Raw genomic sequence first — 15,081 nt, 5'->3', positions numbered from 1 at the left:
GCTCCTCACCGTCCCGACAACCGGTCCGCGATGTCGTGCATTCCCTGCTCGCGCAGGATCGCCTGACGGTGGCGGATCAGGCGGCGGGCCAGCGCCTTCTCCGCCTCGGCACCACCGAGCAGGCGCCCTTGCGGATCGCGCAGATGGGTGGCGAGGTGGTCGGCGAACAGCGCCTCCTTCTTCGGGTCGCGGCGGTCGAGCGGCTGGGTGCCGTTCAGCGATTGCTGGATCCGTTCCAGCAGAACGGCGCGGCAGCACGGTGCGCGCCCCTGGACGATCAGCGCGCCGACATGGGCCAGCAGGGGGCTGACCGGCTCGCTCTTCGGCTGCGGGTCGCGGCCCAGGATCAGGTCGGCCAGCGCACACAGCCCCAGGGCGAGGTTCGGCTGCGCGCCGAGAAGCTCCTTCACCAGCTCGGCGGAGCCCAGCGCGTCGGCCATCACCCCGTCGAGCAGGGCGAGGTGCCGCGGCTCGACCTCCGGCCCGATCAGGTCGAGCAGCATCTCCAGCTTGCCGGCCAGCGAATTGCGGTCGGCCAGATGGACGGTGAGCTGGCTGAGGAAGGCGAAGTCGTGTCCCTCCTCCCCCACCGCCATGACCAAGGCGCGGCTGGACCGGGACAGGTCGGCGGGATCAAAGGCCGGCAGCGCCTTGCGCTCGGCCTGGACGTCGCGAGCGCGCGCCATCACCACGTCGGCAAAGGCCCGCAATTCGCGCGCCCGCGCCGGCACCGCGACGCCATGGCGGTCCGCATGGTGGCGGGCCACCGCCTGGAGCGCCGCACCCAGCAGCAGGCCCTGCTCGTCCAGTTTGCGCAGGTAGGTCCAGGAATGGAGAAGCTCGGTCGGGGTGATGCGGAATTTGTCGAGGAAGGGGCGCAGCAGCCGTCCGATGACCACCCGCGACTCGAACCCGTAGAGATCGCCGGGGGCCGTGCAGTAGGGCGCGCCCTCCGCCGTGCCGCCCAGCGTCATGGGCTTGTCCGTCACCACCGGAACGGCCTTCTGGAAGATCACCGTCTCCAGCGACAGCCCGGCCAGCGAACGGAACTTGAGGGTCTTGACCTCCTCCACCCCACTGACCGCCAGCCAACTGCGGGCAGAGGTCAGGGCCCGGCGCTCGTCGTCGTAGGTCCCCTCGATCGTCCAGCGGCCCTCGCGGCGGATCTGGACCTCGAACGCGGTGCTGCTCTTGCCGAACACTGGGCGGGTTCCGTGGTTGTGGGCGCGCTGTCGGAACCCCACCAGTAGCCGAACGCAGCCGCCGGACCTGTGATGACCGTCACCGCGGCGGGGCGCTGCGGCAATCGGTCACCCTGCCCTCACCAACCCGCCCCCTGATTTTGTCAGCCCGCCTTCTCCGCCGGCACCACGAAGCTGTCCATCACCTTCTTGCTGCCGGCCTGATCGAAGTCGATCTCCAGCTTGTCCTGGTCGACCGCCGTGACGGTGCCGTAGCCGAACTTCTGGTGGAACACCCGCGCGCCCTTCGGGAAGGGCGCGTTCGGGCGGGCGCGCGGAGCGACCTGATAGGAGCCGCTGTCCAGCGTGATGGTGCGCGGCGACGAGGGCTGCTGGCGGCCCGCCGCCTGCTGGCCGGCGCGGAAGGCGGCGTAGCTCGACGAATCGCGGAAGCTCCCTCCCCCGCCGAAGCTGTTGCCGGCGTTGCCGCCGGGATAGAGGCCGCTCGCCGCCTCCGCCTCGACGTCGCCGCCGGGGATCTCCTCGACGAAGCGGGAGGGGATGGCGCTGACCCAGTTGCCGTAGAGCCGCCGGTTGGCCGCGTGGCTGATGTAGGCCCGCTTGCGCGCCCGGGTCAGCCCGACATAGGCGAGGCGGCGCTCCTCCTCCAACCCAGCGATGCCGGTCTCGTCCAGCGCGCGCTGGTTGGGGAACACGCCCTCCTCCCAGCCGGGCAGGAAGACCATGTCGAACTCCAGCCCCTTGGCGCCGTGCAGGGTCATCACCGTGACCTGATCGACGCCGGCGGCCTCGGCGTTCTCCATGACCAGGGCGACATGCTCCAGGAAGCCCGACAGGTTCTCGAACTCCGCCATGGCGGTGATGAGTTCCTTCAGGTTCTCCAGCCGGCCCGGCGCCTCGGGCGTCTTGTCCTCCTGCCACATGCGGGTGTAGCCGGACTCGTCCAGCACCATGCGGGCCAGTTCAGTGTGCGGCATGGTCGCCGACAGGGTGCGCCAGCGGAAGAAGTCCTGAAGCAGGTTGCGCATCACGCCGCGCACCTTGGGCTTCAGCTCGTCCGTCTCGGTCAGCGCCCAGCCGGCCTCGGTCAGCGGCATCCCGCGCGACCGCGCCGCCTGATAGAGGCATTGCAGGGCCGCCGGGCCGACGCCGCGCTTGGGCACGTTGACGATCCGCTCGAAGGCCAGATCGTCGTCGGGCGAGTTGACGACGCGCAGATAGGCCAGCGCGTCGCGGATCTCCTGCCGCTCGTAGAAGCGCGGGCCGCCGATCACCCGGTAGGGCAGGCCCAGCGTGATGAAGCGCTCTTCGAACTCGCGGGTCTGGAAGCCGGCGCGGACCAGCACGGCGATCTGGGCGAGCGACACGCCCTGGCGCTGGAGCGCCTCGATCTCGTCGCCGACCCAGCGGGCCTCCTCCTCGCCGTCCCAGACGCCGCGCACGCGCACCGGCTCGCCGCCGTCCGCCTGGGTCCACAGCGTCTTGCCGAGCCGCCCCTTGTTGTTGGCGATCAGGCCGGAGGCCGCGGACAGGATGTGCCCGGTGGAGCGGTAGTTCTGCTCCAGCTTGACGACCTTGGCACCGGGGAAATCGGCCTCGAAGCGCAGGATGTTGCCGATCTCCGCACCGCGCCAGGCGTAGATCGACTGGTCCTCGTCGCCGACGCAGCAGATGTTCTTGTGGGCCTGCGAGAGGATGCGCAGCCACAGATACTGGGCGACGTTGGTGTCCTGATACTCGTCCACCAGGATGTACTTGAACTTGCGGTGGTATTCCGCCAGCACGTCGGGATGCTTCTGGAACAGCGTGATGTTGTGCAGCAGCAGGTCGCCGAAGTCGCAGGCGTTCAGCGTGCGCAGCCGCTCCTGGTAGGCGCGGTAGAGCGCCACCACGCGCCCGCCGGCCACGTCGCCGCCGTCGCCCTCGTTCAGCCGGTCCGGGGTCAGGCCGCGGTCCTTCCAGCGCTCGATCACGCCCAGCACCTGCCGCGCCGGCCACTTCTTGGAATCGACGTTCGCCGCCTCCAGAAGCTGCTTGATCAGGCGGATCTGGTCGTCGGTGTCGAGGATGGTGAAGTTGGACTTCAGCCCCACCAGCTCCGCATGGCGGCGCAGGATGCGCGCGGCCAGCGCGTGGAAGGTGCCCAGCCACCAGCCCTCCGGTTCGATCCCCATCAGATGGGCGACGCGCTCCCGCATCTCGCGGGCGGCCTTGTTGGTGAAGGTCACCGCCAGGATCTGAAAGGCGGCGGCGCGGCGCGTCATCAGCAGATGGGCCAGCCGGGTGGTCAGCACGCGCGTCTTGCCCGTGCCGGCGCCGGCCAGCACCAGAACCGGGCCGTCCAGAGCCTCGACCGCCTCGCGCTGCACGGGGTTCAGCCCGTCCAGATAGGCGAAACGCTGCGCCGGCGCGGGGGCCGAAGCGCCCGCGTGGCTGAGGGGATCATGGCCCAGCGGATCGTCGTAGGCGTAGGGATCGGACATGCGGCACCGGAGTTCCTGGGCGGGCTCCCCCGCGGTCGGGAGACGCCCTTCGTCGAAAGAGGACACCGTATATAGCACGCCCCCCGGCCCATCGAACCCCTTCCCTCGACGGAACGGCCGGGACGCTCCGCCAATCGGCATGGGACTAGGCCCATGGGCCGAAATACGCGTGACCAGCGCTATGCCTCACCCCATAGCGGTGGTCTTATCTCAATGGCCCGAAGTCACATCGGCCATAAGAGCCCAAGAATCACCCGCAGTCACAGACAAATCACAGGCTGAACCGAATTCAGAACCGAATGATTATTCCGCGTGGGACATTCGTGAATGGTTCGTTGGACGGTTTGTCTTATTTCGGCTTAGGGCATATGCCCATTGCGAGACATAGTTTTTCCTTTGGGGAAATTTTCTGTTCCGCAAATCCGGGGTAAGGTCCAATCAGATCGTGGCACCCCGGAACCAAACGGACAGCCGCGGAGAGCGGCCCTCCCACCGGACCGGATGTCCACGGAGGCGCCAGACGAACGACCGAATTGAAACAAACAGAGGGCGGGTAGGAACAATGGACCCCGTGAACGTTTTCCTGATCGACGCGAACAAGCTCTTCCGCGAAGGCATGAAGCGTCTGTTCGAGAACACGCCCTTCAAGGTGATGGGCGAGGCGGGCACCCTGCGTGAGGGTGTTCCGGCGGTCGAGGCGGCGGGCACCCAGCCCGACCTGGTCCTCATCGATCTCGTCAACGGCGGCGAGGACGAAGCCGACCAGCTTCGCGCCCTGCGCGACGGCCATCCCGGCATCCGCGTCGTCATCCTGACCACCGACCTTTGCACCCGCCGCCTGTCGGGCGCGCTCGGCGCCGGCGCCCATGGCTACCTGATGAAGGACATCGCCTGCGAAGCGCTGATGCAGTCGCTGAAGCTGGTGATGATGGGCGAGAAGGTGTTCCCCACCCACCTGGCCGAGCTGCTGATCAACGGCCGCAGCGAAGAGCTGGCGACCGAGGTCCCGGCCCGCCGCAAGGGCCTGTCCCAGCGCGAGATCCAGATCCTGCGCTGCCTGCTGAACGGCAATTCCAACAAGATGATCGCCAACCACCTCCACATCACGGAGGCCACGGTGAAGGTTCATCTGAAGAGCCTGCTGCGCAAGATCAACGCTTCGAACCGCACCCAGGCGGCGATCTGGGCGTTGAACAACGGCATCGGCGATCAGCCGGCGGAAGCCGCCGGGGTCAACGCCAGCGTGGTCTGACGCATCCTTGCGGTTCTGCTTTCCCGGCACCGACAACGCCGGCCGCGCCATCCCGCGGCCGGCGTTGTCGCATCCGGAGCAACCGTTTTGGATGCGGCGGCACGCCATAGGTGGTGTGCCATAGAACCAAAGGCCCTCTTCCGCCTCGAAATGATGATGGCTATTTCGGCAATACGTTCCGAATTTGTTTGGATCGCAGCCCCGACACGATGAGCATCATGGAAGCCAGCGCGGAAAAGCCGACCCTGAACGTTCTGCTTGCCGACGATCACCTGCTGTTCCGGGACGGGCTGCGGCGTCTGCTCGCCCAATCCGACGACAGCATGGTGTTTCACGAGGCGGGGACGTTCGACGATGTCCGCCGCCTCTGCGACGGCGCCATCGCCTTCGACCTCATCCTGCTGGATCTCGGCATGCCGGGATGGAACGGCTTCTCCCTGCTCGGCGACATCCACCAGCGGCTTCCCAAGGCGCTTCTGGTCGTGGTGTCGGGATCGGAAAAGCGGTCGGACCTGCTGGCCGCGCTGGAGAATGGCGCCGCCGGCTTCATCCCGAAGTCGAGCAGCGCCAAGGTGCTGATGGGCGCCCTCCAGCTCGTGCTCGCCGGGGGCGTCTATCTGCCGGAACAGGCGATCCGCGGCGACCGGATGACCGACAGCACGCCGCACGCCGGCAACGGCGCCGGGGAGTCCGATCCGATGGGGTCCTTGGCCGACGGTGCGGGCGACCAGCTGACCCCGCGCCAGCGCGACGTGCTGAACCGCCTGCGCGACGGCAAGTCCAACAAGCAGATCGCGCATGAGCTGGGCCTGACCGAAGGCACGGTGAAGGTCCATGTGACCGCCATCCTGCGCCAGCTCGGCGTCCGCAACCGGACCCAGGCGGCGATCACCGCAAACGGTTTCTGACCGGGCGCCCTTTCGCAGCCCCTCTCAGGCCCCTCCGCGCTCCACCGAGGCGACCAACGCGGCCAGGGCGCCGCGGATGGCCGATTCGTGCTTGGCGGGCAAAACCTGCTGCCCGGGGACGGTCACCACGGTCAGGTTGCGGCAACCGGTCAGACGCTGCTCCAGAAAGGACCCGCCCGCAAAGCCGTCCGGCATGTCCTTTCCCTGCACCAGAGTGACCGGCACGCGGATCGCGTCGAGCGCGGGCGCCATGGCCTGAAGCTCCGCCGCGCTGTCGCGGACGACGGGCGGCAGGATGCGGGCGGCGATGCGGCGGAACATGCCCGGCCGAGTTGCCTCCTCGGCCATCGGGTCGATCAGCAGCAGGCCGCCGACCAACTCCGGAAACTCCAGAACAGCCCGCAGCGCCACCGGCACGCCGCCGGCGCTGCCGATCAGCAGCGGCTTGCGCGAGCGGCGGAGCGCCAGAAGCGGACGCAGCGCCGCCGCCGGCACGCCGGGGTCGCCGCCGCGCAGCCGGGAGGCGCCGTTGATCGGCGTCGGATCGGGACGCGGCACGGCCACCCATTCCTGCCCCGCCGGCACGGCGCGCAACAGGCGGGTCCAGGCCCTGGAGTCGCTGGACGTCGCGTGGATCAGGATGATTCGCCGCCCGGCGGGATCGCCGGCGACGATGCAGCCCGGCCCCATCTCCCGCGATGCGCCGCAGCTTGCGGTTGGCACTTCGCCCGGCGACGACGGCACGAGGCCGAACGCGGCTCCCGCGGGCCGCCCGGCGCTGCTGTGTATGGTCAAGGCTCCGCTCCCCGATTCCCGAACACGTCGCGGAGATCGTCTCCGCCGATTGACAGGGAGCCTAATGGAGGGTTCGCAGCCCTGTCCCGTACCATAAAAAGGCCCGAAATGGCGCGAACGGTGGCTGCAAGTCACGAAAATCGCAGGTTTTTACCCCAATTGTTGTGCAGTCCCGCCATTCCTGGCGGAACCCGCACAATGACCTTGCAACATCAGTGAATGGTGTTGCCGTCGGGGAGCGCCTCGACCGGACGGTCGTCGCGCGGCTCGGACGGACGGTGCAGTTCGCGCATCAGGTCCCGCCAGTCCGGCGACCCGCCAAGCTGCTGGATCAACTGCGTGGAGAAGGCGAAGACGGCCATCTCCAGCGGCCCGTTGTCCTCGGCGTGGGCGTTGACGGTCAGGCAGGATTCCGCGGCGCTGACGAAGATGGCCGACGCGATGGCCACCCCTGCGCCCGGTTCGGGCAACGGCACCGGGACCGGGGCGAACCCGGTGGTGCGCAGCACCGACAGGTTTTCCACCAGCAGGCGCGTGCGGATGGCGGTGTCGATGGCCGCCCCCATGGTGTAGCCGGCCTCCGACTCCGCGGCGGAGCGCAGCAGGCGCAACCCCGCGATCACCCCATGGGTGACGTCGGCGGTGCCAGCGCGCTTGAGAGCCGCGGCGATGGCGGTGCCGAGAATGGCGGTGACCACCGGCGCCATGCTCTCGGCGTCGTCGCCCATGACGGCGGCGTCGGTGGACTCTTCGTGGTTCTGGACCTCGTTCATGCGGCCTCCGATCCGGTGATACCCTGGATGGCGTGCGGCGCGGACCCCGATTCCCTGCGGAACCGCTTTTTGCTCAAAGGTCCCTCGTTCGATCTGTGGCTTTTCCGGAGGGCATTCAAGCCGCCGGAAGCCGGGAGGGGCTGAATCTTTCGATACGCCACTTTCGCCGATCCCTCCTCTGGGCGAAGCCACCCGCCATCCCCACATGTGCGGGCAAAAGGAGAAACACCCGATGCCCTTCCTCAGCCTTCTTCTCAACATCCTGTGGGTGGTGACCGGCGGCATCTGGATGGCCGCGGGATGGCTCCTCGCGGCCGTTCTGATGGTCCTCACCATCGTCGGCATTCCGTGGGCGCGATCGGCCGTCACGATCGCCTGGTACACCCTGTTGCCCTTTGGACAAACCGCCGTCCGCCGGGATGAGTTCCGTGGCCGCGAGGACATCGGCACCGGCCTGCTCGGCACGCTGGGCAACATCCTGTGGTTCGTGCTGGCCGGCTGGTGGCTGGCGCTCGGCCATCTGGTGGCCGCGGTCACCCTCGCCGTCACCATCATCGGCCTGCCCTTCGCCTGGGCGCATCTGAAGCTCGCCCTGCTGGCCCTCTGGCCGGTCGGCACCGAGATCGTGACGGTGGACGAAGCGGAATCCCGCCGCCGCCTGCTCGGCCGAGGAACCTACTGAGCGGACGGCTCCCGTTCCGCCATCCGCTTCAGCATGACCGACGCCCGCCAGAAGCCGAGGTCCGCCCCATCCACGAAATGCACATGCCGGTCGGCGGCGAGGTCGCCGACCAGGCAGGTCACCGTGGACGCCGACGCGCGCGCCGTGCCGTAGCGGATGCGCCCCGCCGCCGCATGGCTGGCCAGCATGGCCTCGATGGCGCCGGCCTCCCCCTCCGTCACGTCCAGGACGAGACGCGGACCGCCGGCCGACTTGCGGAAGTCCGACCGTTCCGCCATGCCGCGGCGGTAGCGCTCCGGATCGAAGCCGGCCAGCCGCCAGCCGCCCCCCAGCATCGCGGCGAGCAGGGCGGATTTCCCGAGAATCGACAGGGCGCAGGCCAGCCGCCGGCCGCGCGGGCGTGTCCGCGCCTCCAGCCACAGCGACCGCCAGGAGGGCGGCCAGCGCACCGCCAGCCGCTCCCCCATGCCGAGCGGCGCCGCCGAGGCGGTCGGCACGATCCGCTCGATGTCGGCCTGGACCCGGGCCAGCACCGGCAGCCCCGGACCGCCACCGGGCAGCGGGTCGACGATCACGCACAGGATCACCCCGCGCCCGCTGTCCACCGGATTCCAGCGGCAGGACACGCTCTCCAGTCCGGTCAAGGGGCCGGGCCGCGGCTCCAGCCGCCAGCGCGGATCGGCCTTCACCCAGGCGTCCGCCGCGGTGACTCCGCGCCCGAGGAACAGGCCGAAGGCGTCGCCGTTGCCGAAATCCTGCAGGGCGACCAGAACCTCCAGCCCCTCGTCGAGAAGCGCCCGCACGGGCACGAGGCCGACCCGCAGAGGCACGTCCATCTCCGTCCCGGCCCAATGGGCGAGCGCCGCCAGCGCCTGCTCCGCCGCCGCGCGGCGGCCCGGCGGGACCGCGGCGATGGCGCCATCCCCGCCGAACTGGCAGGCGGGGGCCTGCTCCGGCTCCCGCACCGCCTCCGACAGGACGGCGACCACCGCGGCGGCGACGAAATTCACGTCGCGGTGCCGCCCCTCCCCGGCCAGACGGGTGCTCGCCACCACGTCGGCGACGGCCAGCGACCAATCGCCGTCCAGCGCCGCATAATGGGCGGGGTCGGCGGCTTCGGCGGTGAAGTCGCGGATGGACGGCAGAAGCATCGCCTTCCTCACGCCAGGAGTTTCCGGGGACGGGCCGCTCCAGTCTACGCCCCGGCCCGCGCCCTGTGAATCACCCCCGTGAAGCGTTCCCTGAACCCATCCGCAATGGACCCATCCCGGATTGTCGGTCCAACCCGTCCGTTCCATCGTTCCGCCGTCCAATCCGGGGAGGAACGCCATGGGATTCGCGAGCGACTGGAAATCCGCCAAGACGACGTTTGAGACGGCCACCGGCAAGAAGAAGCCGAGCGCCAAGTTCATGGGCGTCTTCCACAAGTCCGGGCTGGAGGACGTGACCAAGGCGCTCGACACCGCCCTTGGCAAGAGCGACGCCAAGGCGCTGGAGAAGGCGCTGCTCGACTATGTGAAGAGCGCCACCGCCTATCAGACGACGCTGGAAAAGTCGGCCAAGGCCGAGGGCGTCGCGACCATCGCGGCGGAGCTGAAGAAGCTCGGTCAGTCGCTGGACGACATCGGGCGCCGCGCCGGCGTGGCCGTCAACGAGCGCATCGCCGAGATGCGCGAGGACGCCGAGGCGGAAAAGGCCAAGGAGGTCGAGGAGCAGGGCAAGGCCGCCCGCGCCATCGCCGACAAGGCCGCTGTGCAGATCGACGGGCTGCTGAAGACCACCAACGCCGACGTCAAGCTGCTCGATCAGGCCGCCGCCAACGCCGACCTCGCGCTGCGCAACGTGCTGGAGGCCCAGGGGGCGGGCAACGCCAAGGAGGCGAAGGCCCAGGCCGCCGCGGTCCAGACCGCCGCCAAGGCGGTGGATACCCAGGCCAAGAAGATCGCCGCCACCGCCACACAGGCCGCCAAGCTGTTCTCCCAGGCCAAGGCCGCCGTCGCCAAGATGAAGCTCGACCCCAAGCAATATGGGGGACGCGACCCGGCCCAGGGAGCCTTCGACCGGGCCGACGGCATCGTCATGAAGCTGGACCAGATGAAGGATGAGGCCGCCGAGGCCGCCACCGAGGCCGCCGGCATCGTCAAGGAAGCCGCCCAGGCGCTGAAGGGCGCCCTGGACCTGCGCGCCACCTATCTGGCGAGTTGCCGCAAGCTGGCCAAGCGGGCACAGGACGCCGACTCCTTCTACGACACGGTCGCCCGCGACGTCGGCGGGCAGGCCGACCGCGCGCAGCAGGAGCAGATGGTCGCCGACGAGGCGGAGGACGACAAGCGGGCGGCCTCGATCAAGACGGCGACCTTCTACGTAACCCAAGTGCGCCAGCAGGCCGCCCAGGCGAAGAAGGAGATCCTCGCCGCCGCCAACGAGATCACCGGCACCCGCAAGTCCTTCCCGTCCATGGTCTCCGACAAGGACCCCGACTTCGGCCCGCTGCTCGCCGCTGCGAAGGTGTCCCTGGACGGGCTCAAGGAATCGCGCGCCGCCCTGACCAAGGCCGAGACCAAGATCGACAAGGTCGAGACCGCCCTGAAGAAGCTGGGCTAGAAGCTGGGGTAACAGGCCCGCGCGAATCCGCCCGTGCCACCCGGAGGGCGTGGGCGGATTCGCGCGCCGTCACATCATGACTTCGGTCAGGCTGTCCATCACCTCCTGCTCGTGCTCGATCAGCATCAGTTCCTCGCCCATGAAGTCGCGCATGGACACGACGCCGACGACGCGGCCGTCGCGGACGACGGGCAGGTGGCGCAGGCCATGGTCGGCCATCCGGCGCAACGCCTCACCCACCGTGACGTCGTGGCCCACGGTGACCGGGCACGGGGTCATCACCGCCGACAGCGGGGTCTGATCCGGATCCAGCCCATCGGCCACCACGCGGTCGGTCAGGTCGCGCTCGGTGAAGATGCCTTCGATCTGCTCGTCGATGGAGGCGGTGACCACGACGGACGCCACATGGGCGGCCTTCATCTGCCGCGCGGCGTCCCGCACCGTCGCCCCCGCCGGAAGGCTGACCACGCGGCGGCGGTTCATAAGATCTCCGATGTTGCGATGCATCATGGCTTTCCTCCTCCAAGTGCGGATGTTTCGGAAGACCACGGCGGCTGTTTTCTTTTGCGGACCGCCGCGCCGCGCCTCGTCGTCGGTTCCTGCCTCCTTTCGCTGTTCATTTGCAGACGCGAAGAAGATGCTGCATCCGCGAAATGCCGAAACGGGCGAAGTTTGTCCACAGACCTATTTATCAAGTGTTGAAAAGGTAATCACTTTCTCATCACTTAACGAGCAAAGCCACCGCAAAGCAACGTCATGGTTGCCATGACGGCGCAACATGCGACAAAACCACTCACCATTGGCTGGCGGCGGTGGTTCTGGCATGAAAAATCAGACCTTTTCCGCTGGCGGATCAGGCTTAACCATTATTAAAGGAAATAGGTCCGAAACTCCGGACAATTGCAGTTCTGTCACGATGTTGTCTGGAAGGGGCCTGGGCCGCCATGTCGTGGTTGTCGAAATTGAGCGGACGAGGCAAATCCACCGCCGCTTCCACGGCGTCCGCCAAGGAACGCCCCACCGATCCCCCGACCATCCGGATCGACAGCCACGAATATGTGCCGGAGGAGTTCGTCCTCGGGTCTTTCCGCATCCGCCCCTATGACGGCGACTTGATCGCCAAGCAGCAGTTCGACTTCCGCATCCTCTTCCGGCTCGGCGAGGAACATTCGGATTTCGCCTGCCGGGGCGTCGTCGTGAAGATGGACGAGCAGGCCGGTCTGGTCGCCCGCTTCCACCAACCGCCGCCGGCTCACACGCGCAAGTTGATCGACTACCTCAAGCTTTGGAAAGGCCTGTAGAAAGCAGGCGCCCCCTCCGGCAAAACGAAGGCCCGCCGTCTCACAACGGCGGGCCTTCTTCCTAGGCGGCATCAACCAGAAGACCGCCGGTCAGGCGGTCTCCAGCGCCTTGCGGCTGTGCAGGGCGATCATCTGCTCCTCGTCGGTCGGGATGACGTAGACGGGGATGCGGCTGGTCGGGGCGGAGATCAGCGGGCCGTTGGCCTCGTTCGCCGCCGGGTCGATGACCACGCCGAGCCAGGCCAGCTTGTCGCCCACCCGTGCCCGCACCGGGGCGGAGCGCTCGCCGATGCCGGCGGTGAAGACCAGCGCGTCGATGCCGCCCATGGACGAGGCGAGCGCGCCCGTCTCCTTGGCGATGCGGAAGCAGAACAGCTCCACCGCCTCCTCGGCTTGCGGGTCCGCGCTGTCCAGCAGGGCGCGCATGTCGTTGGAGAGGCCCGACACGCCGAGAAGCCCCGACTTGTTGTAGAGCAGCTTCTCGATGGCGTCGGCGCCCATGCCCTTCTGGCGCATCAGATAGATCAGCACGCCGGGATCGATGTTGCCGCAGCGGGTGCCCATGGGCAGCCCGTCCAGCGCCGTGAAGCCCATGGTGCTGTCCACGCTGCGCCCGGCGTGGATGGCGCACATGCTGGCGCCGCTGCCCAGATGGGCGACGACCACGCGGCCGTCGGCCAGCTCCGGAGCCAGCTCCGGCAGGCGGCGGGCGATGTACTCGTAGGACAGGCCGTGGAAGCCGTAGCGGCGCACGCCCTCGTCGGTCAGCTCCCGCGGGATGGCGAACATCTGCGACTGCCAGGGCTGGCCGCGGTGGAAGGCGGTGTCGAAGCAGGCGACCTGGGGCAGTTCCGGATGGGCCTCGGCCAGCGCGCGGATGGCGGCGAGGTTGTGAGGCTGGTGCAGCGGAGCCAGCGGGATGAAGCCCTCAAGCTCCTCCATCACCGCCGGGGTCAGCAGCACCGGCGCGGCGTGGCGGGTGCCGCCATGCACGACGCGGTGGCCGGCGGCCAGCAGCTTCGCGCCGTCCAGCCGCCCTTCGATCCACTCCAGCAGGAAGGCCAGCAGGGCGGTGCGGTCGGACGGCTCGCCCGCCGCCCAGACCCGCTCGGCCAGCGGGCGCTTGGCGGCGTCCTTGGCCTCGAACCTCGGCTCGGTGCCGATGCCGGAGATCTGGCCGTTGATCGTCACCCGCAGCCCCCCCGCCCCGCTTTCCCGGAAGACCGAGAATTTCAGGCTGGAGGAGCCGGCGTTGATGACCAGGATGGCGTTGCCGCCACCCGCGTTCTGGCTGGTCATGACGGGTGCCCCTCTCACTCGGCCGCGGCGGCGGCGCCGCGGCGGCGGGCGGCGGCGGCCAGGACGGCCACGGCGCAGGATGCCAGACGGGTGCGGACGTTGTCGGCGCGGCTGGTCAGGATGATCGGCACGCGGGCGCCCAGAACGATGCCCGCCGCGTCGGAGTTCGCCAGGAAGGAGAGCTGCTTGGCCAGCATGTTGCCGGCCTCCAGGTCGGGGACGAGCAGGATGTCGGCTTGGCCGGCGACCTCGGACACGATGCCCTTGGTGCGGGCGGCCTCCAGGCTGATGGCGTTGTCGAAAGCCAGCGGGCCGTCGAGGATGCCGCCCTTGATCTGGCCGCGGTCGGCCATCTTGCACAGCGCGGCGGCCTCCAGCGTCGAGGCGATCTTCGGGTTCACCGTCTCGACCGCCGACAGGATGGCGACGCGCGGCGTCTCGACGCCCAGGACCTTGGCGAGGTCGATGGCGTTCTGGACGATGTCGACCTTGTCTTCCAGCGTCGGGTAGATGTTGATCGCCGCGTCGGTGATCAGCAGCGTGCGCGGGTAGGTCGGCACGTTCATCACGAAGACGTGGCTGAGCCGCCGGCCGGTGCGCAGGCCGGTCTCCTTGCGGACGACCTCGGCCATCAGCTCGTCGGTGTGCAGGCTGCCCTTCATCACCGCCTCGCACTCGCCGGAGCGGGCCAGCCGGACGCCGGTCTCGGCCGACGCGTGGGAATGCGCCACATCCACGATGCGGTAACGGCTGATGTCCAGCCCATGGGCCTCGGCGACCGACTTGATCTTGGAGGCCGGGCCGATCAGCACGGGGTCGATCAGGTTGGCCTCGGCGGCCTCGACCGCGCCCTTCAGCGAGCTTTCGTCGCAGGGATGGACGACGGCGGTCGGCACCGGGGGCAGCGATTCGGTCTTGCCCAGCAGCTCGTCATGGCCGTCGTGGCGGATGACCTGGACCTGCGGCAGCTCGTGCGCGGCGCGGCGGACCTTGCGGGTCGGCGCGATCACCTCGGCAAGGCCGGAGACGACCTCCTTGCCGTCCTGGTTGCGGGCGACGCAATCGAAGACGACGATGTTCTTCTCGGCGTGCTTCTCCTTGGCGGTGACCGTCACGGTGATGACGTCGCCCAGGCCCACCGGGCGCTTGAAGCGCAGGTCCTGGCCCATGTAGATCGTCCCCGGGCCCGGCAGCAGCGTGCCGAGGACGGCGGAGATCAGCGAGCCCGACCACATGCCGTGGCCGATCACCTTGTGGAACTGGCTGTCCGCCGCATACTCCTCGTCGAGGTGTGCGGGGTTGATGTCGCCGGACACCGTGGCGAACAGCTCGATGTCGGACATGGTCAGACGCCGCGACAGGCTCGCCTGCTGGCCGATCTGGATTTCCTCGAAGGTGACGTTCTCGATCATGGCTGAGCCGTTCTTGCCGAAGTCGGGGGTGGCGGGCGCGGTAACACGGTCCATTGGAGAAGCTCCTCAATCGGATAGCGGCTCGGAATCGCATGATTCCCGGGCCGAATCCTCCCGGCCTGCGGATCGCCCTGTCGTCCGCGGCCTTTTTGTTGGACCCCTGGATCAGCCGGCCCGGGAAGAGCCGCCCGCCAAGGGCCGGTTCGGGGTGCCCTGAATAGCGTGGCACCGTGAAAGAGATGTGACAGGGTGGCGCATTTCGCGGTTCCGTTGCGGTGCAACAATGTCGCACCCCTCTGTCGCCACCGATCGCGCCGCCTCGCCGCACCCCACGCCGCCCGTCTTTGCCGATCGGCGGAAATGTCGTTCC

The 15,081-nt window shown here is 68.6% G+C and carries 14 protein-coding genes; 6 read left to right on the top strand and 8 right to left on the bottom strand.

Annotated elements, in window-relative coordinates; translation table 11 throughout:
- Positions 1 to 5 precede the first annotated feature (5 nt).
- Both DS837_RS00905 and DS837_RS00900 read right to left on the bottom strand, forming a co-directional pair.
- Positions 6 to 1,202, bottom strand: coding sequence for a hypothetical protein (locus DS837_RS00905; protein ID WP_149163042.1), 1,197 nt, complete (start codon positions 1,200 to 1,202; stop codon positions 6 to 8).
- 143 nt (positions 1,203 to 1,345) lie between these two features.
- Complete coding sequence (locus tag DS837_RS00900) at positions 1,346 to 3,685, bottom strand: ATP-dependent helicase (protein ID WP_149163041.1); 2,340 nt, start codon at positions 3,683 to 3,685, stop codon at positions 1,346 to 1,348.
- 562 nt (positions 3,686 to 4,247) lie between these two features.
- Here DS837_RS00900 and DS837_RS00895 point away from each other — a divergent pair.
- Positions 4,248 to 4,937: a LuxR C-terminal-related transcriptional regulator gene (locus tag DS837_RS00895; RefSeq protein WP_149163040.1), complete on the top strand. Its 690-nt coding sequence runs from the start codon at positions 4,248 to 4,250 to the stop codon at positions 4,935 to 4,937.
- Between the two features lie 245 nt (positions 4,938 to 5,182).
- Complete coding sequence (locus DS837_RS00890; RefSeq protein ID WP_149163582.1) at positions 5,183 to 5,845, top strand: LuxR C-terminal-related transcriptional regulator; 663 nt, start codon at positions 5,183 to 5,185, stop codon at positions 5,843 to 5,845.
- A gap of 24 nt (positions 5,846 to 5,869) precedes the next feature.
- On the opposite strand, the gene DS837_RS00885 is transcribed toward DS837_RS00890, so the two are convergent.
- Both DS837_RS00885 and DS837_RS00880 read right to left on the bottom strand, forming a co-directional pair.
- Positions 5,870 to 6,640, bottom strand: a complete 771-nt coding sequence (locus DS837_RS00885) for an alpha/beta fold hydrolase (RefSeq protein WP_149163039.1) — start codon at positions 6,638 to 6,640, stop codon at positions 5,870 to 5,872.
- 212 nt (positions 6,641 to 6,852) lie between these two features.
- Positions 6,853 to 7,413 carry a hypothetical protein gene (locus tag DS837_RS00880; RefSeq protein ID WP_149163038.1) on the bottom strand — a complete coding sequence of 187 codons (561 nt, stop codon included), beginning with the start codon at positions 7,411 to 7,413 and terminating at the stop codon, positions 6,853 to 6,855.
- 232 nt (positions 7,414 to 7,645) lie between these two features.
- On the opposite strand from DS837_RS00880, the gene DS837_RS00875 reads away from it, so the two are divergent.
- Positions 7,646 to 8,095, top strand: coding sequence for a YccF domain-containing protein (locus DS837_RS00875; protein WP_149163037.1), 450 nt, complete (start codon positions 7,646 to 7,648; stop codon positions 8,093 to 8,095).
- Here DS837_RS00875 and DS837_RS00870 read toward each other — a convergent pair.
- Positions 8,089 to 9,246: a DUF3095 family protein gene (locus tag DS837_RS00870; protein WP_149163036.1), complete on the bottom strand. Its 1,158-nt coding sequence runs from the start codon at positions 9,244 to 9,246 to the stop codon at positions 8,089 to 8,091. The two genes, DS837_RS00875 and DS837_RS00870, sit on opposite strands and share 7 nt — an antisense overlap.
- A gap of 178 nt (positions 9,247 to 9,424) precedes the next feature.
- Between DS837_RS00870 and DS837_RS00865 the strand changes: the two genes are divergently transcribed.
- The gene (locus tag DS837_RS00865; RefSeq protein WP_149163035.1) at positions 9,425 to 10,699 is read left to right on the top strand and encodes a hypothetical protein; all 1,275 of its coding nucleotides are present in this window, start codon (positions 9,425 to 9,427) and stop codon (positions 10,697 to 10,699) included.
- A gap of 69 nt (positions 10,700 to 10,768) precedes the next feature.
- Here the strand turns inward: DS837_RS00865 and DS837_RS00860 are convergent, their stop codons facing one another.
- Positions 10,769 to 11,182: a CBS domain-containing protein gene (locus tag DS837_RS00860; protein ID WP_247889710.1), complete on the bottom strand. Its 414-nt coding sequence runs from the start codon at positions 11,180 to 11,182 to the stop codon at positions 10,769 to 10,771.
- 25 nt (positions 11,183 to 11,207) lie between these two features.
- Between DS837_RS00860 and DS837_RS00855 the strand changes: the two genes are divergently transcribed.
- Together DS837_RS00855 and DS837_RS00850 are read left to right on the top strand one after the other, a co-directional pair.
- A complete protein-coding gene (locus DS837_RS00855) occupies positions 11,208 to 11,468 on the top strand; it encodes a hypothetical protein (RefSeq protein WP_149163034.1) in 261 nt (86 codons plus the stop codon).
- Positions 11,469 to 11,661: 193 nt separating this feature from the next.
- Positions 11,662 to 12,000 carry a hypothetical protein gene (locus DS837_RS00850; RefSeq protein ID WP_247889709.1) on the top strand — a complete coding sequence of 113 codons (339 nt, stop codon included), beginning with the start codon at positions 11,662 to 11,664 and terminating at the stop codon, positions 11,998 to 12,000.
- A 90-nt stretch (positions 12,001 to 12,090) separates the two neighbouring features.
- Here DS837_RS00850 and DS837_RS00845 read toward each other — a convergent pair whose 3' ends face one another.
- Both DS837_RS00845 and DS837_RS00840 read right to left on the bottom strand, forming a co-directional pair.
- On the bottom strand, positions 12,091 to 13,299 hold the full coding sequence (locus DS837_RS00845) for an acetate/propionate family kinase (protein ID WP_149163032.1): 1,209 nt from the start codon (positions 13,297 to 13,299) through the stop codon (positions 12,091 to 12,093).
- Positions 13,300 to 13,313: 14 nt separating this feature from the next.
- On the bottom strand, positions 13,314 to 14,765 hold the full coding sequence (locus DS837_RS00840; RefSeq protein WP_170295698.1) for a bifunctional enoyl-CoA hydratase/phosphate acetyltransferase: 1,452 nt from the start codon (positions 14,763 to 14,765) through the stop codon (positions 13,314 to 13,316).
- Positions 14,766 to 15,081: the final 316 nt, after the last annotated feature.

The sequence above is a fragment of the Azospirillum brasilense genome, assembly GCF_008365405.1.
GTDB classification, from domain to species: domain Bacteria; phylum Pseudomonadota; class Alphaproteobacteria; order Azospirillales; family Azospirillaceae; genus Azospirillum; species Azospirillum brasilense_D.
The sequence above is the reverse complement of the archived record's forward strand: the minus strand, read 5'-3'. Positions and strand labels throughout refer to the sequence as shown.

Bases quoted from the DNA above. Each gene is read 5' to 3' on its own strand.
- DS837_RS00900 (WP_149163041.1), bottom strand. From the start codon at position 3,685: ATGTCCGATCCCTACGCCTACGACGATCCGCTGGGCCATGATCCCCTC.
- DS837_RS00895 (WP_149163040.1), top strand. From the start codon at position 4,248: ATGGACCCCGTGAACGTTTTCCTGATCGACGCGAACAAGCTCTTCCGC.
- DS837_RS00880 (WP_149163038.1), bottom strand. From the start codon at position 7,413: ATGAACGAGGTCCAGAACCACGAAGAGTCCACCGACGCCGCCGTCATG.
- DS837_RS00875 (WP_149163037.1), top strand. From the start codon at position 7,646: ATGCCCTTCCTCAGCCTTCTTCTCAACATCCTGTGGGTGGTGACCGGC.
- DS837_RS00870 (WP_149163036.1), bottom strand. From the start codon at position 9,246: ATGCTTCTGCCGTCCATCCGCGACTTCACCGCCGAAGCCGCCGACCCC.
- DS837_RS00865 (WP_149163035.1), top strand. From the start codon at position 9,425: ATGGGATTCGCGAGCGACTGGAAATCCGCCAAGACGACGTTTGAGACG.
- DS837_RS00860 (WP_247889710.1), bottom strand. From the start codon at position 11,182: ATGAACCGCCGCCGCGTGGTCAGCCTTCCGGCGGGGGCGACGGTGCGG.
- DS837_RS00855 (WP_149163034.1), top strand. From the start codon at position 11,208: ATGGCTTTCCTCCTCCAAGTGCGGATGTTTCGGAAGACCACGGCGGCT.
- DS837_RS00845 (WP_149163032.1), bottom strand. From the start codon at position 13,299: ATGACCAGCCAGAACGCGGGTGGCGGCAACGCCATCCTGGTCATCAAC.
- DS837_RS00840 (WP_170295698.1), bottom strand. From the start codon at position 14,765: ATGGACCGTGTTACCGCGCCCGCCACCCCCGACTTCGGCAAGAACGGC.